18 protein-coding genes and 1 pseudogene are annotated in these 20,888 nt (G+C 71.9%); 9 read left to right on the top strand and 10 right to left on the bottom strand.

Annotated elements, in window-relative coordinates; translation table 11 throughout:
- Positions 1-34 precede the first annotated feature (34 nt).
- Entirely contained in the window at positions 35-1,288 is a 1,254-nt protein-coding gene (locus BMY97_RS18655) for a lipase family protein (RefSeq protein WP_245787377.1), read from the bottom strand.
- A 189-nt stretch (positions 1,289-1,477) separates the two neighbouring features.
- On the opposite strand from BMY97_RS18655, the gene BMY97_RS18650 reads away from it, so the two are divergent.
- The gene (locus BMY97_RS18650; protein ID WP_091618134.1) at positions 1,478-1,780 is read left to right on the top strand and encodes a hypothetical protein; all 303 of its coding nucleotides are present in this window, start codon (positions 1,478-1,480) and stop codon (positions 1,778-1,780) included.
- Positions 1,781-1,859: 79 nt separating this feature from the next.
- Positions 1,860-2,879 (top strand): aldo/keto reductase, encoded by a 1,020-nt coding sequence (locus BMY97_RS18645; RefSeq protein WP_091618133.1) that lies wholly within the window; start codon positions 1,860-1,862, stop codon positions 2,877-2,879.
- 3 nt (positions 2,880-2,882) lie between these two features.
- On the opposite strand, the gene BMY97_RS18640 is transcribed toward BMY97_RS18645, so the two are convergent.
- Positions 2,883-3,554 carry a TetR/AcrR family transcriptional regulator gene (locus tag BMY97_RS18640; protein WP_091618132.1) on the bottom strand — a complete coding sequence of 224 codons (672 nt, stop codon included), beginning with the start codon at positions 3,552-3,554 and terminating at the stop codon, positions 2,883-2,885.
- Positions 3,555-3,630: 76 nt separating this feature from the next.
- Here BMY97_RS18640 and BMY97_RS18635 point away from each other — a divergent pair, with 76 nt between their 5' ends.
- Complete coding sequence (locus tag BMY97_RS18635; RefSeq protein WP_091618131.1) at positions 3,631-4,851, top strand: cytochrome P450; 1,221 nt, start codon at positions 3,631-3,633, stop codon at positions 4,849-4,851.
- A 4-nt stretch (positions 4,852-4,855) separates the two neighbouring features.
- Here BMY97_RS18635 and BMY97_RS18630 read toward each other — a convergent pair whose 3' ends face one another.
- Positions 4,856-5,596, bottom strand: coding sequence for an SDR family oxidoreductase (locus BMY97_RS18630; protein ID WP_091618130.1), 741 nt, complete (start codon positions 5,594-5,596; stop codon positions 4,856-4,858).
- Between the two features lie 96 nt (positions 5,597-5,692).
- Between BMY97_RS18630 and BMY97_RS18625 the strand changes: the two genes are divergently transcribed.
- Positions 5,693-6,253, top strand: coding sequence for a TetR/AcrR family transcriptional regulator (locus tag BMY97_RS18625; RefSeq protein WP_091618129.1), 561 nt, complete (start codon positions 5,693-5,695; stop codon positions 6,251-6,253).
- Here the strand turns inward: BMY97_RS18625 and BMY97_RS18620 are convergent.
- A complete protein-coding gene (locus tag BMY97_RS18620) occupies positions 6,225-7,682 on the bottom strand; it encodes an MFS transporter (RefSeq protein ID WP_177231422.1) in 1,458 nt (485 codons plus the stop codon). The two genes, BMY97_RS18625 and BMY97_RS18620, sit on opposite strands and share 29 nt — an antisense overlap.
- A gap of 117 nt (positions 7,683-7,799) precedes the next feature.
- On the opposite strand from BMY97_RS18620, the gene BMY97_RS18615 reads away from it, so the two are divergent.
- Complete coding sequence (locus BMY97_RS18615) at positions 7,800-8,399, top strand: TetR family transcriptional regulator (protein WP_177231421.1); 600 nt, start codon at positions 7,800-7,802, stop codon at positions 8,397-8,399.
- A gap of 193 nt (positions 8,400-8,592) precedes the next feature.
- On the opposite strand, the gene BMY97_RS18610 is transcribed toward BMY97_RS18615, so the two are convergent.
- Positions 8,593-9,069 (bottom strand): RICIN domain-containing protein, encoded by a 477-nt coding sequence (locus tag BMY97_RS18610; protein ID WP_091618126.1) that lies wholly within the window; start codon positions 9,067-9,069, stop codon positions 8,593-8,595.
- A gap of 102 nt (positions 9,070-9,171) precedes the next feature.
- Positions 9,172-10,500 carry an FAD-binding protein gene (locus BMY97_RS18605; RefSeq protein ID WP_091618125.1) on the bottom strand — a complete coding sequence of 443 codons (1,329 nt, stop codon included), beginning with the start codon at positions 10,498-10,500 and terminating at the stop codon, positions 9,172-9,174.
- A 107-nt stretch (positions 10,501-10,607) separates the two neighbouring features.
- Here BMY97_RS18605 and BMY97_RS18600 point away from each other — a divergent pair, with 107 nt between their 5' ends.
- Positions 10,608-11,531, top strand: a complete 924-nt coding sequence (locus BMY97_RS18600; protein WP_245787376.1) for a trypsin-like serine peptidase — start codon at positions 10,608-10,610, stop codon at positions 11,529-11,531.
- A gap of 203 nt (positions 11,532-11,734) precedes the next feature.
- Here BMY97_RS18600 and BMY97_RS18595 read toward each other — a convergent pair whose 3' ends face one another.
- Entirely contained in the window at positions 11,735-14,587 is a 2,853-nt protein-coding gene (locus BMY97_RS18595; RefSeq protein WP_177231420.1) for an AfsR/SARP family transcriptional regulator, read from the bottom strand.
- A 148-nt stretch (positions 14,588-14,735) separates the two neighbouring features.
- Here BMY97_RS18595 and BMY97_RS47095 point away from each other — a divergent pair, with 148 nt between their 5' ends.
- Together BMY97_RS47095 and BMY97_RS18590 are read left to right on the top strand one after the other, a co-directional pair.
- Complete coding sequence (locus tag BMY97_RS47095) at positions 14,736-14,906, top strand: hypothetical protein (protein ID WP_177231419.1); 171 nt, start codon at positions 14,736-14,738, stop codon at positions 14,904-14,906.
- A 6-nt stretch (positions 14,907-14,912) separates the two neighbouring features.
- On the top strand, positions 14,913-18,098 hold the full coding sequence (locus BMY97_RS18590) for a lantibiotic dehydratase (RefSeq protein WP_177231418.1): 3,186 nt from the start codon (positions 14,913-14,915) through the stop codon (positions 18,096-18,098).
- A gap of 165 nt (positions 18,099-18,263) precedes the next feature.
- Here BMY97_RS18590 and BMY97_RS18585 read toward each other — a convergent pair whose 3' ends face one another.
- The 3 genes and pseudogenes from BMY97_RS18585 to BMY97_RS18580 all read right to left on the bottom strand — a co-directional run.
- Positions 18,264-19,097, bottom strand: a complete 834-nt coding sequence (locus BMY97_RS18585; protein ID WP_091618122.1) for a spermidine synthase — start codon at positions 19,095-19,097, stop codon at positions 18,264-18,266.
- Positions 19,094-19,486 (bottom strand): adenosylmethionine decarboxylase, encoded by a 393-nt coding sequence (speD, locus tag BMY97_RS48450; RefSeq protein WP_245787390.1) that lies wholly within the window; start codon positions 19,484-19,486, stop codon positions 19,094-19,096. Before speD ends, BMY97_RS18585 begins: the two co-directional genes overlap by 4 nt.
- A gap of 60 nt (positions 19,487-19,546) precedes the next feature.
- Positions 19,547-20,518 (bottom strand): annotated as a pseudogene (locus BMY97_RS18580) (type III PLP-dependent enzyme); the annotation flags it as partial.
- Positions 20,519-20,649: 131 nt separating this feature from the next.
- On the opposite strand from BMY97_RS18580, the gene BMY97_RS47780 reads away from it, so the two are divergent.
- Complete coding sequence (locus tag BMY97_RS47780; RefSeq protein ID WP_218156809.1) at positions 20,650-20,886, top strand: DEAD/DEAH box helicase family protein; 237 nt, start codon at positions 20,650-20,652, stop codon at positions 20,884-20,886.
- Positions 20,887-20,888: the final 2 nt, after the last annotated feature.

Below are 20,888 nucleotides of genomic sequence, written 5' to 3'. Positions count from 1 at the left end.
TGTGGACGAGGGGCGCTGCGACGCGGGGTACCGGTCAGCGGGGGATCTGGGCGCAGTTGTCCGGCGCGGCCTTCCCGGCGAACCGGCCGTCCAGCCAGGTCAGGGCGAGCGGGAGCCAGGCGGCGGCCGTGCCCACGTGCGAAAGGAGGTTGTACTGGTTGTACTGCACCGTGGTCCCGTCGGCGCAGAACTGCCGGGCGAGCGCCCGCACGTCCGCGGTGACCATGACGCCGTCACCGGCGCCGATGCCGGGCTTGTTGCCCGGGGTGCCTTCGAGGATGCCGTTCGCGCCCTGGCCGATGAGCATCGGCACGGTGGGGGAGGCGGCGCCCAGCATGGTGATCTTCTTGATGGTGTCGACGAAGACCGGGATGCTTTCCGGGCTGGAGGCGTATTCGGGCTTGACGAGCTTCTGCCAGGTGATGCCCGAGGTCTGCGGCAGCGCGTCGATGATCGAAGAGTTCTGGAGCTTGTTGTACAGCGCCAATCCCTGGCTGTTGAGGTACGGCGTTAGGTCGATGTCGTACGCGCGGCCGGCGCCGATCAGGGCCATCGCGAGCGCGCCGGCCCACACCGGGGTCCCGCTGACGTAGTCGAGGTTCTTGCGCGGGTTGGCCAGCACCCCGCCCTCGGCCGCGCCGACCAGGTTGCGGTTGACGTCGGGGGCGTAGGCCGGGGCGAGCTGCGCGGCCCAGCCGGTGGCGATCGCGCCGCCGGAGTAGCCGATCGCGCCGACCTTCGTGTCCTTGGTGAGGCCCGTGGCCGGCGACTGGTCCGCGGCCCGGATCGAGTCGAGGGTGTTCATCCCGTATTCGGGCCCGGCGGCGAAGTCCGCGGTCTGGCCTTCGGTGTCGGGGAACAGCACGGTGTAGCCCTGCGTCAGCCACGGCACGAGGAAGACGCTCTCGAAGTTGGCGATCAGCCCGGGGATCCGGACGTCACCGGCGATGGCCCGCGACGGCCCGTCCTCCGGGTTCAGCGAGTCGTAGAACGATTGGTAGCTCACGGCTTTGGGCGTGGCCGGGGCGACGGGCGGCTTCACCACCGAGGTGACGTTCGCGGTCGGCTGTCCGAGCGGGCCGGTGGAGCGGTAGAGCAGCTGCACCACCTGGAGCGGCAGCGGGATTCCGACGACGTGGTACGGAATGGTGCGCGTCTTCAGCACCGCGCCCGGCGCGAACGAGGACAATGGGGCGCTGCCGGAATAGGCGTAGAACGGATCGCTCCCGGCCGAGGCCGCGCTCGCCGCCGGGTTTCCGGCCAGTGAAGCCAGGATCAGCGTGATCACGGCAGCGAGAACAGAACGTGGTTTGACCTTCATCGGGTGCCCCCAGAGAGAGACGTCGTCGTCACCTACTGGCGAGTAGCATGCACCGGGGCGGGGGAGATATCAAGGGTTCGAACGCTCGGCCGGGTCCATGATCGGTCAAGCCCGCGGTCAGCGGCCAAACGCGCGGCCGCGGTTAGGGTGACCGATATGGACACTCACGACCCGGCGGCGCCGGGCGAGGCGGTGCTCGGCTGGGTCTCGGGTTTGCTGCAGGGCCATGGCGGACTGCTGGACGGTGTGGCGGTGCGCCCGCGGGTCCGGGCGGACGGCCAGGTGTGGCTGAGCTGGCCCGGCGGCCCGGCGGCCGACGCGGTCGCGACGGCGCTGCTTACGCTGCGAGACCCGGACTTCCCGGTCGAACCGGTGCCCAGCAGCCAGTTCTGGCAGGCCCGGCTGCGCGTCGGCGGGGTCCTGGTCGTGCTGGACACCCCGGACCGGGCCCACGGATAGCGGTGGGCGAGTCGTCTTTCCCGGGCTGTGGTATTCATGGCGGCGCCGGATTTTCCCGGTACCGGTGAAAGGACCGTCGATGACTCAGCTCGGCCATTCCGGAATCGAGGTCTTCCCGCTGGCGCTCGGCGGGAACACGTTCGGCTGGACCAGTGACGAGGCGGCCTCGCACCGGGTGCTGGACGCGTTCGTCGCGGGTGGCGGCAATTTCATCGACACCGCCGACGGGTATTCCGCTTTCGTGCCAGGCAATTCCGGTGGTGAGTCGGAGGCGATCATCGCCTCGTGGCTGGCCGCTCGCAAGAACCGCGACGCCGTGGTGATCGGCACGAAGGTGAGCACGCACCCCCAGTTCAAGGGGCTGGCCCCGGCCAACGTCGCGGCGGCCCTCGATGCCTCGCTGAAGCGGCTGGGCACCGACTACGTCGACGTGTACTACGCCCACTTCGACGACCCCAAGACGCCGCTCGCCGAAACCGCCGACGCGTTCAACACACAGCGCAAGGCCGGCAAGATCCGCGCGGTCGCGCTTTCCAACTACACCGGCGCCCGGATCGCCGAATGGCTGGAGATCTGCCGCCGCGAGGGGTTCGAGCTGCCGGCTGTCGTGCAGCCGCACTACAACCTCGTGGCGCGTCAGCCGTACGAGCGCGAGATCGCCCCCGTCCTCGCGGAAGCGGGCATCGCCTCGGTGCCGTATCTGGCGCTGGCCAGCGGGTTCCTCACCGGGAACTACCGCAAGATCGGGCTGTCCCGCAAGGTCGCGCCGTACCTCTCGGTGGTCGGCGGGCTCCTGACCGGCAAGCACCGCACGAAAAAGCAGGAATTCGGCCGGGGCCCGCGGCAGATCCTCGCCTCCCGGTACTTCACCGCGGCCGGGCTGGCGGTGGTCGACGTGGTCGAGCGGATCGCCGCCGCCCGCGGCGTCGAAATGGCCACGGTGGCGATCGCCTGGCTGCGCGAACGGCCGGGGGTGACCGCGCCGCTGGCGAGCGCTCGCACGGCCGAGCAGCTTCCGGCGTTGCTGGCCGGCGCGGAGCTGAAGCTCACCGCGGAGGAAACCGCCGCGCTGGACGAGGTTTCCGCCCGCGTCGGGTAAGGCTCAGCCGCCGATCCGGACCAGGGGCAGGTACACCTCGTCGACGATTTCGACGATCGCCGCGTCGTCGACCGGTGCGCCGTAGAGCAGGAACTGGTTGCGGATCAGGTCGGTGGCCACCAGGGCGCGCCGGGAGCCGGGGATCCGGGGCTCGACCTCGCCGCGTTCGACGGCCCGGGCCAGGATGGCGCCGATCGCGGTCGGACCCGCGGTGTGGATGCGCTCCCGCACCAGCCGGGCGAACTCCTCGTCGCGGGTCAGCTCGGCGAGCAGGCCGCGCAGGACGCCGCCGAGCGGGCTGTCCATCTTCGCCGCCATCTGCCGCAGCAGGGCGAGCACGTCCGCCCGCAGCTCCCCGGTGTCGGGCACCTCCAGCGTGGTCAAGCCCTGCGTGCGGCACGCCTCGATGACCAGGTCGGCGCGGCTGGGCCACCGGCGGTAGAGCGCGGCCTTGCTGGTGCGGGCCCGGGCGGCGATCCGGTCCATGGTCAGCGCGCTGTAGCCCGTTTCGGTGAGTTCCTCGAGCGCCGCCTTCAGGATGGCGTGCTCCAGCTCCTCGCCGCGCCGACGTGGCCCTTTGCGGTGGTCGACGGGTGAGTCGAGGGTCTGCTCGACGTTCGGTGACAGATCGACTCCTGAGAGTTTACTGAGAGTTCGGTGCGTTCTCTGGAGCATACCCCAGTCCGGAGTTAGAGTACTGACAGTTCTTTAAACGCCCAGCGCTTCGCTGGCTGAAGACTCGAGGGGATCGATGACCGAGACTGCTCTGACACCGCAGACCGAAGACGCCCCGGCCTTTCCGGACGACCGCACCTGCCCGTACCAGCTGCCCGGCGGATACGTCCGGCTGCGCGACGAGGAGGGCGCGCTGCGCAAGGTGAAGCTCTTCGACGGGCGCGAGGCCTGGGTGGTGACCAAGCACGGGGCGGCGCGCCGGCTGCTGGGCGACCCCCGTCTGTCCTCGGACCGCAGCCGCGAGGACTTCCCGGCCGCTTCCCCGCGGTTCAAGGGGTTCCGCAACGGACCGAAGGCGTTCATCAGCATGGACCCGCCGGAGCACGGGCCGCGGCGGCGGATGGTGCTCGGCGACTTCACCGTCAAGCACGTCAAGGGGATGCGCGGCGACATCGAGCGGATCGTCCACGGCTTCATCGACGACCTGCTCGCGGCCGGCCCGACCGCCGACCTGGTCAGCCAGTTCGCCCTGGCCGTGCCGTCGATGGTGATCTGCCAGCTGCTCGGCGTGCCCTACGCCGACCACGAATTCTTCCAGGACGCCAGCAAACGGCTCGTGCAGGCGATGGACGCCGAAGGGCTCATCGCCGCGCGCAAGGACCTGACCGGCTACCTGGACGGGCTGATCACCCGGCTGCAGGCCGAGCCGGGACCCGGCCTGCTCGGCGGTCTGGTGGCCGGCCGGCTGGCGAACGGGGAGATCGAGCGGGAGGAGCTGGTCGCGTCCGCGATCCTGCTGCTCGTCGCCGGGCACGAGACGACGGCGTCGATGACCTCGCTGGGCGTGATCACCCTGCTGGAGCACCCCGATCAGCTGGCGGCCCTGCGCGCCGACCCCGGCCTCGTCCCGGGCGCGGTCGAGGAGCTGTTGCGCTATCTCGCCATCGCCGACCTCGCGGGCAGCCGCATCGCGACGGCCGACATCGAGATCGCCGGTGAGGTCATCCGGGCCGGCGAGGGCGTCATCGTGCCCAACTCGATCGCCAACCGCGACGGCTCGGTGTTCGAGGACCCGGACCGGTTCGCCGTGCGCCGCTCGGCCCGGCACCACATCGCGTTCGGCTACGGCGTGCACCAGTGCCTCGGCCAGAACCTGGCCCGGCTGGAGCTGGAGGTGATCATCACCGCGCTGTTCGACCGGATCCCCACGCTGCGCCTCGCCGTTCCGGTGGAGGAGCTGACCCTGCGGCCGGGCACCACGATCCAGGGGGTGAACGAGCTTCCCGTCACCTGGTGACCGCTCAGCCCTGCCGGGCCGGCCGGATGGTGATGTCGCCGATCTCCACGTCGTCGGGCTGCTCGATGGCGAACGCGATGGCGCGCGCGACGGCGTCGGGGCTGATGCCGAGCGCCGCCATCGTCCGCTGGGCCTGCTGGCGTTCCGCGGCGTCGTCGAGGTAGTCGACGAGCTCGGTGCGGACGAACCCGGGGGACACCGACGTCGTGCGCAGGACCCCGTCGGTGGACTCCTGGCGCAGGGCTTCGAGCAGGGTGCGCACGGCGTTCTTGGTGCCCGCGTAGACGGCCTGGGTCGGGACGATCTTGAGGCCCGAGGTCGAGACGGTGGTGACGAAGTGGCCGCGGCCCTGCTCGCGGAACACGGGCAGGGCCGCGGCGATGCCGTTGAGGACACCGCGCAGATTGACGTCGATCATCGCGTCCCAAGCGTCGACGTCGAGGTCGGCCATGGGCGCGATCCGGGCGACCCCGGCGTTCGCCACCAGGACGTCGAGGCGCCCGAACCGGTCGACGGCCCGGGCCACCAGCCGGTCGAGATCGGCGCGCCGGGTGACGTCCGTTTCCACTGTCTCCGCGCGGCCGCCGCTGTCCCGGATCCGCGCCGCGAGCGAGTCGAGCCGGTCGGTGCGCCGGGCGCCCAGCACGACGGCCGCGCCGCGGTCCGCCAGCTCCAGCGCGGTGGCCTCGCCGATGCCGCTGCTGGCTCCGGTGACGGCCACGACTTTGCTGTCCAGCGTGCTCATCGGTAGGTCTCCTGTTCTAAACTGACAAGTGTCCGCTTGCCGTTTCCACGGTACCGGACACTTGTCCGTTTGGCTACGCAGGAGGGAGGCGGCGTGATGACGAGCCGTGAGCGCAGGTCGGACGCGGTCGCCAACCGGGACCGCATCGTCGAGGCCGCGCGGGCGGAGCTGAGCGAGTCCAACGGCGCCGCGGCCGAGCTGAAGCTGCACCGGGTCGCCAAGTCGGCGGGGGTCGGGCAGGGCACCCTTTACCGGCACTTCCCGACCCGCGAGCACCTGCTGGCGGAGGTGTACCGGTACGAGCTGACCCAGCTCGTCGACGCCGTGCCGCCGCTGCTGGCGGAGTTCCCCCCGCTACGGGCGCTGACCGGCTGGTTCGAGCGGCTGGTCGAGTACGCGCGGGTCAAGCGCGGGGTCATGGCGGCGATCGAGGCCTCGGCGTGGCACGACCTCTACGCCGGCCACCACCACCGGCTCGACGAGGCCCTCGGGATGCTGCTCGGCCGGGGCAAAGACGCCGGCGAGATACGTGCGGACGTCGACGCCACGGACGTCATCCTGCTCCTGGGCGCGTTGTCGCGGATCCCCGAAGCCGAGTGGGACGCGCGGGCGCGGACCGTCGTGGCGGTCATTGTGGACGGTCTGCGCCCGCGCTGAGCCGGTCCGCGGCCGGGGCTCGCTCGTCTTCGGCGGCCGGAGTCTTGAGGACCGCCAGCGTGATCAGCAGCGCCAGCACGGCGAACACGGTGCTGGCGACGAACCCGTGCCGCATGCCCAGCGCGATGGCGTCGTGGCTGAGCTCCACCGCCGACTGCGAGTCCGCAGTGGACGCGTAGATCGCGGACAGCACGGCGATGCCCAGTGCGGAGCCGGTCATCATGGTGGTCTGGAGGACGCCCGACGCGGCGCCGGCGTCGGACGGGTCCACAGTGGACATGACGGCCAGGTTGATCGGCACGATGATCAGCCCCAGGGCGAGGCCGACCAGCAGCATCGGCCCGAAGACGCCGCCGAAGTACGTCGTCGACGCGCTGATCGTGACGAGCCAGCCGGCGCCGGCGGCCAGCAGGACCAGGCCCGCCGCCGCGGTCGGCTTGCCGCCGTAACGGCCGAGCACCTTGATCGCGGTGCGCGAGGTGATCAGCAGGCCGATCGCCATCGGCAGGAACGCCAGACCCGCCCGCAGCGGCGAAAAGCCCAGTACCAGCTGCAGGAACTGGATGATCAGGAACTGGAAGCCCATCGTCACCATCGGCACCAGCAGCATGTTCGTGAACCCGGCCGCGCGGGCCCGGCCGGCGAACAGGCCCAGCGGCATGATCGGCTGCGCGGCCCGGCGCTCGATGGCTGCGAAGACGGCCAGCAGCACCACACCGGCGGCCAGGATCACGAGCGTGACCGGGTCGCCCCAGCCGTGGTCGGCGGTCCGTGCCAGCGCGAAAACCACGGCCAGCACACCGATCGCGGACGTCAGCGCGCCGGCGAGGTCGAAGCGGCCGCTGTGGCGCGGCGACTCGGCCACGTGCTTCGGCGCCAGCAGCAGCACGAGCAGGCCGATCGGCACGTTGATCAGCAGCACCCAGCGCCAGTTCGCCAGCGTGGTGATGATCCCGCCGAGGATCAGGCCGAGCGTCATCGCCGAGGCGGTCACCGACGAGTACACGCTCAGCGCCCGGCCCTGCCGGTCACCGGTGAAGTTGGTGGTGAGCAGCGCCAGCGTGCTCGGCCCGGCCAGCGCCGCGCCCGCCCCCTGCAGCGCGCGGGCGGCGATCAGCCACGCGGGGTTCTGCGCGACCCCGGCCAGCAGCGAAGCCGCGGTGAACACCGCGACGCCGACCAGGAACGCCCGGCGGCGGCCGAGGATGTCCCCGGCCCGCCCGCCCAGCAGGAGCAGGCCGCCGAAGGCGAGCAGGAACGAGTTGGTCACCCAGGACAGCCCGCCCGGGCTGAACCCGAGGCCCTGGCCGATCATCGGCAGCGCGACGTTCATGATGGTGCTGTCGAGCATCAGCATGAGCTCGCCGGAGACGATGATCGCCAAGGTGAGCGCGGTGACGCGGGCGGGCGGCTGCGGCGGACTCGACATGGGAACTCCCCGGGTACGGTGGGGCATGAACGGGTGTAGTGAACGGTACCGTACACTATGCAGGCTGGTCGTCACGCGGGCAATGGGGCGCACCCGGTCGAACGCGGAGGAGGGACCATGACGGAGGCGGCCGCGCCGCGCAAGACCCGGCGCCGGGGCGAAGACCTGGTGCACGCCGTCTACACCGCGACCGTGGAGCAGCTCTGCTCGGTGGGCTACGCCCGGCTGAGCATGGAGGGCATCGCCGCGGCGGCGGGCACCGGCAAGGCGGCGCTGTACCGGCGATGGAGCTCGCTGGACGAGCTGGTCCGCGACACGCTGGGTGACATGCTGCCTTCGCCGCCGGAAGTGGCCGGGGAGACCACTTTGCGCGCGGGCATGATCGAGCTGGTGTCGTATCTGAACGCCGCGCTGTTCGACTCCAAGCGGGCGGCGTTCCAGGCGGTCGCCGCGCACAGCGGCGAGGACACCTCGATGCTGCGCGAGCTGTTCCGGGAGCGGGTGCTCGACCCGTGCCAGGATCGCTTGCTGGAACTGATGAAACGCCGCGGTGTGGACGCCGGCCCCCGCAACGCGCGCATCGCTTCGGTCGCCCCGGCGATGGTGATGTACGACTGCACCCTGGGCCGTCCGATGCTCACCGCCGCCGAGCTGGAGTCCATAGTGGACGACGTGCTGCTGCCGCTGGCCGGCGGTGGCGTGACCACCGTCAGGTGATCAGCGCGATCCTGGGGAAGCCGCGTGCGGTGCTGGGCGGCATCAGCGTGGCCCGGGCCGGACCAGGCCGGCTTCAACCGACAGTTCCGTGACCTGGCCGCCCACTACGCCGAACCGACGGCTCGCAGGGGCGCGCCGAAGCGCGGTGCCCGGCCTGGGGAACCCGGCACCGCGCCAGACGGTGGAGAACCGCTCAGCCGACGGTGAACCGCTGGCGGAGGTTGCTCTGGTCGGGAGGCATCGTCCGGTAGGTGCCGTTGGCCTCCTGCTCGAGGTTGCGGTGGGTCTGCGCGTTGACGATCCAGGGCGTGCCGCCCGAGGGCAGGTGGACCTGCCACACCTGGTAGAAGCTGCTGGAATTGCACGGGAGGGCGTAGACGTCGCCCTTGTCGTTGCTGTCGAGGCAGCGGCCGGAGGCGAGGTTCACCAGCTTGGTGTTGCCGTTGAAGACGCCGGACCAGGTCCAGAACTGCAGGCGGAGCGAGGTGCTGCAGGCTCGGGGGTAGAGGTTCGCGTTCGCGGCGTCGCCCTGGATGCACTGCTGGTAGGTCCAGTTCGCGAAGCGCTGCGACTTGGACTCGACGGTGGCGCTCGCCGTTGCCGTGCCGGACAGCAGGGCCGCGACGGCCAGTACGGCCCCGGCGCCGAAGCTCGCCTTCTTCAGTCTCATGGACGTGCCTTCCTGTGCTTGGGAGTTCACGTCGGGAGCGTGCCGCCAGGTGCTAAGGATCCGCTAAGCACGCGGCGCGAGATTCGGTTCGGGCACTGGCCGTTACGCGGGGAACAGGTTTTCGGGGTCGTAGCGGGCTTTGGTGTCGAAGAGGGGCTGGTAAGTCTCGCCGAGGTGATTTCGCCAGTCGGCGTCGGTGAAGGGGAGGGCGCCGATGGGATACCGGGTGCCGCCGAGATCGAGGGCGGTGCCGTGCCAGCGCCCATTGCTCTCGACCATTTCGCTGGCGATTCCGGGAGAGCCGGCGGTGCGGAGCGCGGCGACGAGGAAGATGGTGTCCCCGCCCGGAATGCGGAACAGCCGGGTGTTCAGCACGGCGGCCGGGACCGGGTAGACCAGGATGAGCCCGGACGCGCCGAGGTCCGCGAGCTTCAGGCCGTCCATGATGCCCTCGACGAAGGCATCGGTGGCGCGGTCGGGCAGGAAGAGGTCGATCCACGGGTGCGGCGCCCGCCAGTCGCCGGTGCTTTCGAGGTAGGTGACGGTGTCGTCGAGCCGGGTGGCGAACTCGCGGTAGCCGAGGTCTTCGATCGTGTCCCGGCCGGCGTCGTAGCCGATTCCCTCGGCCAGGGCGCGGTCGTCGGGTTCTTCGGCAGCGGTGTAGTAGGCGGCGGCATCGAGCAGGTACAGCCAGCCTTCCTCGCTCGGGAGGATCTCGCCCTGGAGGAAGTCGAACCGGCCGTCGGCGAGCAGTTCCCGTTGCCGCGCCAGCAATTCGGCGGCGGTGGGGTAGTAGACCTTGAGCCGCCGGACCCGGTCGGGCGCGGGGACGAGCGGGAGGGTGGCGCGCACGATCACCCCGCAGCGGCCGAACCCGGCGAGCACCGCGTGGAACAGGTCCGGCGATTCGGTGGGGGAGCAGGTGCGCCGGACACCGTCGCCGGTGACGACGTCGAGGGAGAGCACGTTGTCGGTCTGGACGCCGTAGCGGTGGCTGGTGCCGCCGATGCCGCCGGCCGACAGCGTGCCGCCGACCGACGTGCCCAGGTAGTCGGTGAGCACGCGCGGGGTGAGGCCGTGTTCCAGGGCCTTGGCCAGCAGCGCGTCCCAGGTGATGCCCGCGTCCACGACCACGTGGTCCTCAGTGATGCGGTGGACCGTGTCGAGGCCGCCGAGATCGAGGACGACGCCGTCGCGGACCTGGGCCTGCCCGTAACTGGTGTGGCCGCGTCCTCGTGCCACCACAGGGATTCCGTGCGCCGCCGCCACGCGGAGGACCGCGCTGATGTCCTCGGCCGAGCCGGCCCGGAGCACGGCCGCCGGGGTGTGGGAGACGATCCCGCCGAAGTCGGCCGCGGCGTAGGCCGTCTCGGCCGGATCGGTGTGGAGGGTGCCGTCCAGGCTCAGCCCGGCGAACCTGCTTGCGGTCATGTGCGCTGCCCCCTGCGTCGCGTCGGCCCCGGCGCGTCCAGGATGCCATGGCGCCGCAAGGAGTACGGCGCCGCGCAACCTGGCCGGGCCTGTCGCGTCCACCCGATATGAGCGAGATGTCACGGGCGCTGACGCGGCCGCGCGCGGTGCTGACCGTCCTCGGTGTCGCGGTGGCGGTCATCATCGCCCCGGCCGCCGCGGCGAGAGCCGGCAGCGGGCAGGTCGTGACCACGGTCGCCGCCGCGGACCGGGCGGCGGCCCTGTCCTACTGGACGCCGGAGCGGATCAAGCAGCAGGGCGAGTCCGACGGGCTGCCCCCGGCCGAGAAGATCGGCAAGGTGTGGCCGGGCCCCGTGCCCGCGGGCGTCGGGCGGCTGTTCTTCACCGCGGTGCCCGGCGGCGACGAGTCCTGCACGGCGACCGTGGTGCCCAGCCCGAGCAAGGACGTGCTGTTCACCGCCGGCCACTGCCTCGACGGCGGCACCGACCGGCACGACCAGCCGATCAAGATGACGAACCTGGTGTTCGTGCCCGGCTACGACCACGGCCGGCAGCCGCACGGGATGTTCGCGGCGCGCGCGTTCGCCTGGTCCGACACCTACCAGGGGCCCTCCAGCGCGCTCGACGACGACGGGGTGATCGCGCTGGACCCGGCCGGCGGCAAGCACGTCGCCGAGGTGGCCGGGATCCAGGACATCTCGTTCGAGAAGGTGGCCGGGCCGGTCGACACGACCATGCTCGGCTACCCGGTGTCGCAGCTGGCCCACGGCGAGGCTCTGGTGTCGTGCACCCGCCCGGCCACCCTCGACGTCAACTCGGCCGCTGCCGACTGGACCACCGGCTGCGACCTCGCGGGCGGGGCTAGCGGGGGCCCGTGGCTGCGGAACTTCGACCCCGCGACCGGAAAGGGCACCGTCTACGCCGTGACGAGCCGAGGCGCGGTGAACGTCGACGGCGTCACCGAGAACCTCTCCGGCGCCGAACTCGGCGACGCCGTGCGCGCGCTCTACCAGCGCGCCGGAGGGCTTTGAGCCGGGAAGGTCGTCGAGCGGGTGCCACCCCCAGTGACTGGGCACCCGCCCGACGACACCGCCGGTGATCCGCAGGCGAACGGCGGGAGCAAGCGCCTGCGGTCGTTTCGGCTCGGCCTTCCCCCGGGTGCGCCGGCCTGACCCGGTGAACGTTATCGACGGCCGCTTACAGTTGCCTGTCAGTGCGGCGCCGGGGCGGGAGGTCAGCCCTGCGAGCCCCGGGAATCCGGCTGCTCCCGGTGCTCCCGGAACCGGTCGCGCAGCAACGCCCGGTGCGATTCCTCCAGCTGGGCGGCGAGCTCGTTCGCGGCCTCGAAGTGCGCCTCGGCCTCGGCCTGCTGCCCCAGCTCCAGCTCGATTTCGGCCAGGCTGTAGGTGATCCGGGCGGTGTCCAGCCCGTTGCCCATCTCCTGGCACAGCACGAGCGCGCGCAGGTAGCAGTCCTTGGCCTCCCGGGGGTTCGCCGAGCTGCGGTACGCGTCGCCGAGGCCTTGGAGGCACCGCGCCTCCTGGTAGCGGTCCCCGTGCTCCCGGTGGATGACCAGGGTCCGGTGGTACATCCCGATCGCCTCGTCGTGCTCGCCCATCGCGTTGGACACAGTGGCGAGGCTGGTCAGCGAAAACGCGTGCAGCCAGGTGTTCCCGGTCGCTTGGCCGAGCGACACCGCCTTCTCGAAGTAGGTCCTGGCGAGTTCGTAGCGACCGGCACGCCGATTTCCCTCACCGAGGTTCGCCGTGGACACGCCCGTAACCCAGACGTCCCCCAGCTCGGTGCCGAGGGCGAGCGCGCGCTGGTGGTACTCGACTGCCCGGTCGAATTGGTATGCCTCCAGATAGGCCGTGCCCAGGTTGCACAGGGCCGGCGCCTCCACCGCCGGGCCCATCGCCCTGGCCGAGCCCAGCGCCCGCTGATGTGTCGTGATCCAGTCGCCGGTGTAACCCCGAACCTGGAAGAACCCCCACAGCGCGGCCGGCAGCTGGGACGCCAGGTCGTGCAGCTCGTGCCGGACGCAGTGGTCGGCGACCGCGATCAGCGTGACCCGCTCCGCCTCGCACCAGTCCAGGGCCTGCCGGTAGCTGCCGAAGGTCAGCGGCTCGATCCCGGGCTCCTGCCGCACCGGCACCGCCCTTCGCGGCCGGGACGGCGGCAGGATGGCCATGGCGGCGTTGCGCGCGGTGCTGAGGTACCAGCAGGCCAGGCGGGTGAGGGCCCGGTCCGGATCGGTGTCCGCGGGGTCCAGCTCGGCCTGCTCCCGCGCGTAGTCCCGCAACAGGTCGTGCAGCCGGTACCGGCGGTCCGCGACCTCCTCCAGCAGGTGCACGCTGACCAGTGACTCCAGCAGGTCCAGCGCTTCGCCCACGCTGACCCCGGCCAGCGCCGCCGCGGCCGGGACACTGGTGTGCTCGCCGGGGAACAGGCCCAGCAGCCGGAACATCCGGCGGGAAGCCGGGCCCAGCATCGAATAGGACCACGAGAAGACCGTGCGGACCGAGCTGGTCGCGTCCTCCGGCAGCGTGAGCGTGGCCAGTGCGCTCTGCCGGCTCCCGATCTCGTCGACCAGGTCGGCGAGGGTGCCGTGGCGGCGCAGGGTCAGCCGTTCCGCGGCCACGCGCAGCGCCAGCGGGATCCGGCAGCACAGCCCGATCAGCGTGTCCAGGGGTTCGCCGGACACGTCCGAGCGGGCCGGTCCGCTGATCCGGCGGACCAGCGCGGCCGCGTCGTCGGAGCCCAGCTCGCCGAGGGTGAGCCGGACCGCGCCCTCCCGCGCCACGAGGCCGGACAGGCGCTTGCGGCTCGTCACGATCACCGCGCACGAGGACGATCCGGGCAGCAGCGGGCGGACCTGCTCGGCGTCGGCCGCGTTGTCCAGCACGACGATCATGCGGCGGTCGGCCAGCGCCGTCCGGTAGAGGGCCGCCCGCTCCTCCAGTCCGCGCGGGATCTCCTGCGGGCTGATGTGCAGGGCCCGCAGCAACTGGTCGAGCGCCTCGAAGGGGTCGGTCGGGGCGCCGGTCGCGTCGAACCCGTGCAGGTTGACGTAGAGGTCGCCGTCCTCGAAGCGGCTGCGCGCCCGGTGGGCCCAGCGGACCGCGAGCGCGGTCTTGCCGATGCCCGCCCCGCCGTCGACCACGAACGCCATGGGGCCGCCGTCATCCGCCGCGGCCCGGCCCGCGGTCAGCCCGTCGAGCCGGTCCAGTTCCCGTTCCCGGCCGACGAAGTTCACCACGTCGGCCGGGAGCTGGCGCGGCACCGGGCGGGTGGTCACGGGCGCGCCGGGATCGGCGGTCGAGACGTCCAGCAGCGCCGCGTCGTTGTCGAGGATGCGGCGGTAGAGCCCGCACAGCTCCGGCCCGGGCTCGATGCCGAGCTGATCGACCAGCGTGCGCCGCGCCTCGTGGAAGGCGTCCAGCGCCTCGGACTGCCGGCCGGTGCGGTACAGCGCGAGCATCAGGTGCTCCCACAGCCGTTCCCGGAACGGGTGCCGGGCGACCAGCCCTCGCAGCTCCTCGGCGACGGCGTCGGCCTGCCCGGTCATCAGCCGCGCCCGGGCCAGGTCCTCGGTGGCGGACAGGCGCAGGTCGTCGAGCGGCGCCCGCAGGGATTCGACGAACCAGCCCGACATCCCGCTGGCCGCGGTGCTGCCCCGCCACAGGTCCAGCGCGCGCTCCAGGGTGACCACGGCCTCGGCGCCGCGGCCGCTTTCCAGCGAGGCCCGGCCTTCGGCGACGAGCCCGCGGAAGACCGACGCGTCGAGTTCGCCGTCGAGGACCCGGATCGAATAGCCCATGGTGTCGGTGACTATCCGGTCGTAGCCGGCCGGGTCGACGGAAACGGACAGCATCTGCCGGAGCCGGCTGATCGTGGTGTGCACGGCGGCGTTCTCGGCGGCCGGCGGATTCTCGCCCCACGCCGCCTCGACCAGTTCCCCGATGGAGACCGGGGAGTTGGCGCGCGAGAGCAGCGTGACCAGAAGTACCGATTGCCGGGACGGCCTCGGGGAGATCCCGCCGAGCGTGCCGCGCACCTGCAGCGAACCGAGCAGCCCGAACTCCACGCCGAGCTCCTTCCCACCAGCCGCGCGTTTCGGAGGCGACTTTACCGTCGTCGGCGGACCGTGTGCCGTAACGTTTCGAAACGGCGTGAACCGGTGGTGGTGGCCTGCTAGGCTCGCTTGCGTCATCGGCAAATTCAGGGGAGAAACCATGCATGACGTGGACAGCTGGTTCAATCTGGACGTGCGAATCGATGAGCCGACGCGGCGGAGGCAGAGCTTCAACGGCGGTTCGCTCACGACGCAATTTACGTTTACCGTCGATCTGACTATTCCGGCGGCCGTGGCGCCGGCTGACGAGCTCGAACGTCCGCGCCGCTGAGCGGTGGTGACAGTGGATCCGTCGGCGTCCGCGCCTGTCACGGCCGCCGGCGGGCCACTGCCCCCGCTTTCCTACCGTCCCGCGGGGTTTTTCCTGCTTCGCGCCCCGACCCTGCCCGCGGAGACCGCCCGCCGGGTCCTTTCGGGCCCCGTTGACGATGCTGTTGATGATGCCGGTGCTGCGCGATTGTGGGACCAGGCCGGTGATCCGCTGGTCCGCGCGGCGCTCACCGTGGCCTCCGCCGACCTCGTGGACGCGCTGGACCGCAACGCACAGGGCCGGCTCCCGGCGGCCCGGCGGCGCCGGCTCCGGTCCGGGCTGCTGCGCTACCTGACCCGGATGTCCACCCGGGCCACCCCGTTCGGCCTCTTCGCCGCCGTCTCCTGGGGTGAGTTCGGTGAAGACTGCACCGCGGTGATCGACGGCCCGCCGCGGCGGCACACGAGGGCGGACCTCGGCTGGCTGCTGGACGTCGTCGAGGCCGTCGAGGCGGACCCGGCCGTGCTGCCGTTCCTGCGCCTGACGGCGAATCCGCTCGCTTACCCGGTGGGGGAGCGGCTCGTGCTGCGGCCCGCGGACGTCTACGGGAAGGACGATCTGCGCGGTGTTTCCCTGCGGGCCACCGAAGTGGTGCGCTACCTGCTCGACGAGGCGGTCACCCCGGTCCCGTACCGGGAACTCCTCGACCGGATCGCCGCCGGGTTCCCCGGCCTGCCGGGTCACCGCGTCGAAGCGCTGATCGGACGGCTGCACGAGCTGCGGTTCCTCACCACGGACCTCCGCCCGCCGCTGAACCAGCCCCGTCCGGAGCGGCACGTCGTCGACGTGCTCGCCCGGGTGCCCCCGGCCCGCGCGGCCCATCAGGCACTGCAGCGGGTGAGCACGCTGATGGCCCGGTGCGATCAGGAACCGCTCTCCCCGTCCGCGCCGACGCGGGAATTGCTTGCGGCGCAACGGGAACTGCTCCCCGACGGCGACGGCCGCACCTGCCAGGTCGACGCCGCGCTGAGCGTCGACGGCTGCACCGTGCCTGCGGAAGTGGCGCTCGAGGTGGCCGACGCGGTGGCCTGGCTCGGCCGGGTGATCGGGCCGGCTCCCCGGTTCCCGCACCTGGTGGACTACCGGAGCGCCTTCGCCGAGCGGTACGGCCGGGAAGGGCTGGTCCCGCTGACCGACCTGCTGAGCCCCGAGCACGGCCTCGGCAGCCCGTCGACCTACCTCAATCCCGGTGGGGCGCAGATGTTCGCGGCCACGAGCCCGGCCTCGCCCGGCCGGGAGCGGCCGTACGCGCTGCCGCTGTTCGCCGAGGCCCTGCGCACCGGGCAACGGGAGATCGACCTCACGGACCCGCTCTTCGCCGCGCTGATGCCCGAGCGGGCCGGCGACGACCGCCGTCCGCCGGCCCCCGGGCTGGACGTCACGGTGCAGATCGCGGCCGCCTCCCCGGAAGCGGTCCTCCGCGGCGAGTGGAGCGCGGTTCTCGCCTCGGGCGCGTTCGCCCTCTCCGGACGAACGCTGGGCCGGTTCGTCCACCTGCTGCCCGGGCCGGCCGAAGACCGGGTGCGCGAGCACCTCGCGGCCCAGGACGCCACCGCCGGACCCGGCGTCGTGCACGCGGAGCTGAGCTACCTGCCGGTGCAGGGCCGGGCCGCGAACGTGACGGTGCACCCGCTCATGCGGACCCACGAGATCCCGGTCAACGTCACGCCCTCGGTCCCCGCGGACCGGGTGATCCCGTTGCGGGACATCGTGATCGGCCTCGACGGCGACCGGTTCGCGGTGTACTCCGCCCGGCTGGGCCGCCGGGTCCGGATCCACCAGGGGCACATGCTCAACCCGCGGACCGCCCCGGACGTCTGCCGGTTCCTCCTGGAAAGCGCGCAGGACGGGGAAGCGGCGCCCGCCGGCTTCGACTGGGGGAGCCTGGAGACGGCGCCGTTCCTGCCGCGGGTCCGGCGCGGCCGGATCGTGCTGCGGCTCGCCCAGTGGAACATCGAGGTCGCCGCCACGTTCGGACGCGCGGCGCTCGAAAGCGACGAGGCGCTGGCCGCCGCCGTGCGCGCGTGGCGCTCGCGGTGGCAGGTCCCCCGGTGGGTGTACGTGGCCGACCACGACCGCCGGCTGCTGCTCGACCTGGACCACTCACCGTCCATAATGGAGCTGCGGACCGAGCTGAACCGCGCGGCGGAGCGCGGTCTCGCCTGGCTTCCGGTGCAGGAGATGTACCCGGGCTTCGACGAGCTGTGGGTTTCCGGGGCCGACGGCCGCCGGCACGTCAGCGAGGTGGTGATTCCCCTGAGCACGCGGTCGGCGCCCCGCCCGCCGGCGCCCGCGGTTCCGCGGGCCGCGCTGACCGCGTGCCGGCGCCCGCAGCGGCATCTGCCGGGCGGGGACTGGCTGTCGCTGAAGCTGTACACGGCCGAGGCGGCGATGGACCCGGTGCTCGCCCGGATGTGGTCCAAACCACCGGTCCGCCCGGGCGAAGACTGGTTCTACCTGCGGTACGCCGACCCCGCGCCGCATCTGCGCGTCCGGGTGCGCGCCGGGCGGGACGACGCGGCCGCGCTGTTCGACGGCTGGACGGGCTGGGCCCGCGAACTCGTCGGCGAGGGGCTGGCCGCGGACTTCGTGGTCGACACCTATTCACCGGAGCTGGTCCGGTACGGCGGCCCGGACACCCTGGCGGCCGTCGAGCGGGTGTTCTGCGCGAGCAGCGCGGCCACCGCGCGGTTCCTGGCCGAGCCCGGCCCGGACGACCTGCCCCGCTTCGTCGTCGCGGGGTACGCGCTCGACTGCGTGTACCGGGGCTGGGGCTTCGACCTCGACCAGCGCCTGGCCCGCGCGGCCGCGGTTCCCCGGCCCCGCGCGGAAAACGACCCGGCCCGGCCGCACCGCCGCCTGCTCGCCGACCTCCTCGCCCCCGAAGCGCAGCCCGGCTCGCCGGCCGACAAGATGCGCGCGGAACTGGCCGAGGTCTTCGGCGCCCTGCGGCTTCCCCTCGCGGAAGCCGGCGCGCTCGCAAGATCCGCGGCGCGCGGCGGGACCCTGACCACGGCGGAGCGGACCGTCGTCGACGGCATCGCGCACATGCAGGTCAACCGCCTGCTGGGCACCGACCGCGACCTCGAACTGGCCTGCCACCGCCTCTGGTGGCACGCGCTCCGGACAATCCGGAACCGGCGGTCTGCTTAGGACTGGACCGGGCCGGTGTGAATGCAGAGCATCGCCCACGACGAGATGACGGCGGCCGCTCGGCAATCAGCGCACCTCCGGGCTGCGCACCGTGGTGCGAGGCCCGGCATCAACCGGCCGCCCGGTTACGCCGGGGCGACCACCACGGCCGCGTGACCACAACGTTCAGCGGCGGAGGCTGATCGGCGGCACTGTCGCTCCTCGCAGGGTCAGTGCGTCGATCGTTTCCGGGCGGTAGGGCAGGGTCGCCAGGCGGGCCGCCATCGTCTCCTCCGGACTGTCCACTTCGGTGCCGAAGAAGAACGCCCACTCGTGCTCGTCGGAGCCGAAATAGACCGGTGAGCCGAACGTCTCGGTGAACCGGCGCCAGCACTTCACCAGCGTCGGGTTGCGCCACAGCGTCGGGCAGCCGCCCTGGTACGCGACCACTCCGCCGGGCGCGAGCAGGCCCTGGCACAGGCTCAGGAACTCCTTGCCGTACAGGCGATTGTGCTGTGCGTCGGTGCCGTCCTGCTCGTCCGGCAGGTCGACCAGGACGATGTCGTACTCGTCGGCGCAGTCGCGGGCGAACTGCCAGCCGTCGGCGTAGTGCACGCGGATCCGGCCGTCGCCGCGCTCGGCCTCGGCCAGCTCGGCGGCCGAGTAGCCGTACGGCAGATGCTCGGCGCAGAGCCGCACGGCCTGGCTGTCGATGTCGACGTGGTCGACGACCGAAGCTCCCGCCGCCACCGCGATCTGGCACACCACGCCCTCACTCGAACCGATCACCAGCACGCGGTCCACGCGCGCGGCCAGCAGCAGCGCGGGCACGAGCAGGGCCTCGTGATAGACGAGCTGGCTCAGCTCGGTGCTCTGGCGCTCGTCGTCGCAGAACAGCGAGATGCCCTGGGCGGTCTTGCCGATCACCAGGTGCTGGTAGCCGGTGCGGGTGTCGGCGAGCACGTCCGAGACGTGCCAGACGCGGGTCAGGCCGGCGCCGGCCGGTTCCTCGATTTTCAACCGTCTTCCTGTCCTCTGTGGATGGTCTGGGTCCGGGCCGCGCCCGCGCCGAGCAGCTCCTGCAGCAGGTGCACGGCCAGCTCCGGGTCGGCTCGGCGGCCGCAGGTGAACACGTCGACGAACACCGACCCGCGCTCGGGGTAGGAGTGGATCGAAGCGTGCGACTCGGACAGCAGCGCGAGCACGGTGATGCCCTGCGGCTCGAACCGCTTGAACGTCAGCTCGCAGACGGTCGCGCCCGCCTTCTCCAACGCGCGTTGCAGGCTGTCGCACAGGAACCCGGCGTCGTCGAGCACCTCGGGTGAGACCCCCGAGAACTCCGCGAGCACGTGCCGGCCGGCGAACTCGCCGACCTCGCCCGGCTCGCCGCCGAGGAAATACGTCCGCAACGGGGGAAAGCCGTTGAACGACACCGACGAGTAGCTCTGCGTGTACGCGCCGGTCTCCAGGATGTCCACGAAGTCACCGGCCCGCAACGCCAGCGGCAGCCGGTACGGGGTGCGCTGGTAGAGGACGTCGTCGCCGTCGCAGGTGGGGCCGGCGATCACGACCGGGCCGTCCGGGGTGCCGTCGTGGGCGGTCTCGAGGCGGTACGCGATGGCTTCGTTCTCGGTCTCGGCCATCCCGCCGTAGCGCCCGATGTCCAGGTACACCCAGCGTTTCTCGTCCGTCGGGGACTTGCGGGACACCAGCACGACCTCGCTGCGGATCAGCCCGGCCCCGGCGACCACCGCCCGGCCCGGCTCGAAGGCCAGCTCCGGCGCGACGGGAAAATGCCGCTCGACCGACGCGCGGATGGCGGCGGCGTACTCGGCGAGCGGTGGCGGCTCGGTCGCGTAACGGCCGGGCATCCCGCCGCCGATGTTCAAGCCGCGCAACGAAACCCCTCGCGCCGCCACCGCGCGGGTGACCCTCGCGGCGGCGGCGATGCCGTCCTCCCAAGCGCCCGGGTCGAGGTGCTGGGACCCGACGTGAAACGCCACTCCCTCCGCGTCCAGCCCGAGGGCGGCGGCGCGCGTGAGCAGGTCGGCCGCCATTTCGGGGCTACAGCCGAACTTCTGCCCGAACGGGGTCTGCGAACCGGGGCTGTCCACGAGAATCCGGCACGACACCGTCGACCCGGGCGCGTGCCCGGCGATGTTCTCGAGGTCCGGGAGGCTGTCGAAGGTGAACCGGCGCACCCCGGCCCGGTGGGCGAACGCGATGTCGCGCGCCTTCTTCACCGTGTTGCCGTAGGAGATCAGCTCCGGCCGAACCCCCTGGGCGAGGCAGAGTTCGATCTCCTCGCGCCCGGCCACATCGAAGCCCGCCCCCGCGCGAGCGAGCAACCGCACCACCTCCGGCGCCGGGTTCGCCTTCACCGCGTAGTACAGCCGAGCCTCCGGCAGCGCTTCCCGAAGCCGCACATAGCTTTCCCGCACCACATCGAGGTCGACGACCAGACACGGCGTCGGCGGACTGCGGTCGTCCAGGAACGCACGGCACCGTAACGACGCCTGCGGGAGCGCTTCGATCACGCGATCCAGGGTAGCTCCAGGCTAACCTCGGGCCGGTGATCGTATGGCTCAACGGCACTCACGGTGCCGGCAAGACCACAACCAGTGCGCTGGTGCAGGAGTTGATCCCGGATTCACGGGTGTTCGACGCCGAGAAGGTCGGCGAGACCCTGATGGACATCGCACCGGGGCTGCCCGCGACGGACAACTTCCAGCACTGGCCGCCGTGGCGCCCGCTCGTGGTCGAGACCGCCCGCCGCGTGCTCGACTACACCGGGGGCACCCTGGTGTAGTC

Origin of the sequence: Amycolatopsis saalfeldensis (assembly GCF_900110575.1) — a bacterium.
GTDB classification, from domain to species: Bacteria; Actinomycetota; Actinomycetes; order Mycobacteriales; family Pseudonocardiaceae; genus Amycolatopsis; species Amycolatopsis saalfeldensis.
This window is presented reverse-complemented; position numbering and strand designations above follow the sequence as displayed.

Bases quoted from the DNA above. Each gene is read 5' to 3' on its own strand.
- BMY97_RS18650 (WP_091618134.1), top strand. From the start codon at position 1,478: ATGGACACTCACGACCCGGCGGCGCCGGGCGAGGCGGTGCTCGGCTGG.
- BMY97_RS18645 (WP_091618133.1), top strand. From the start codon at position 1,860: ATGACTCAGCTCGGCCATTCCGGAATCGAGGTCTTCCCGCTGGCGCTC.
- BMY97_RS18640 (WP_091618132.1), bottom strand. From the start codon at position 3,554: ATGCTCCAGAGAACGCACCGAACTCTCAGTAAACTCTCAGGAGTCGAT.
- BMY97_RS18635 (WP_091618131.1), top strand. From the start codon at position 3,631: ATGACCGAGACTGCTCTGACACCGCAGACCGAAGACGCCCCGGCCTTT.
- BMY97_RS18630 (WP_091618130.1), bottom strand. From the start codon at position 5,596: ATGAGCACGCTGGACAGCAAAGTCGTGGCCGTCACCGGAGCCAGCAGC.
- BMY97_RS18625 (WP_091618129.1), top strand. From the start codon at position 5,693: ATGACGAGCCGTGAGCGCAGGTCGGACGCGGTCGCCAACCGGGACCGC.
- BMY97_RS18620 (WP_177231422.1), bottom strand. From the start codon at position 7,682: ATGTCGAGTCCGCCGCAGCCGCCCGCCCGCGTCACCGCGCTCACCTTG.
- BMY97_RS18615 (WP_177231421.1), top strand. From the start codon at position 7,800: ATGACGGAGGCGGCCGCGCCGCGCAAGACCCGGCGCCGGGGCGAAGAC.
- BMY97_RS18610 (WP_091618126.1), bottom strand. From the start codon at position 9,069: ATGAGACTGAAGAAGGCGAGCTTCGGCGCCGGGGCCGTACTGGCCGTC.
- BMY97_RS18605 (WP_091618125.1), bottom strand. From the start codon at position 10,500: ATGACCGCAAGCAGGTTCGCCGGGCTGAGCCTGGACGGCACCCTCCAC.
- BMY97_RS18600 (WP_245787376.1), top strand. From the start codon at position 10,608: ATGAGCGAGATGTCACGGGCGCTGACGCGGCCGCGCGCGGTGCTGACC.
- BMY97_RS47095 (WP_177231419.1), top strand. From the start codon at position 14,736: ATGCATGACGTGGACAGCTGGTTCAATCTGGACGTGCGAATCGATGAG.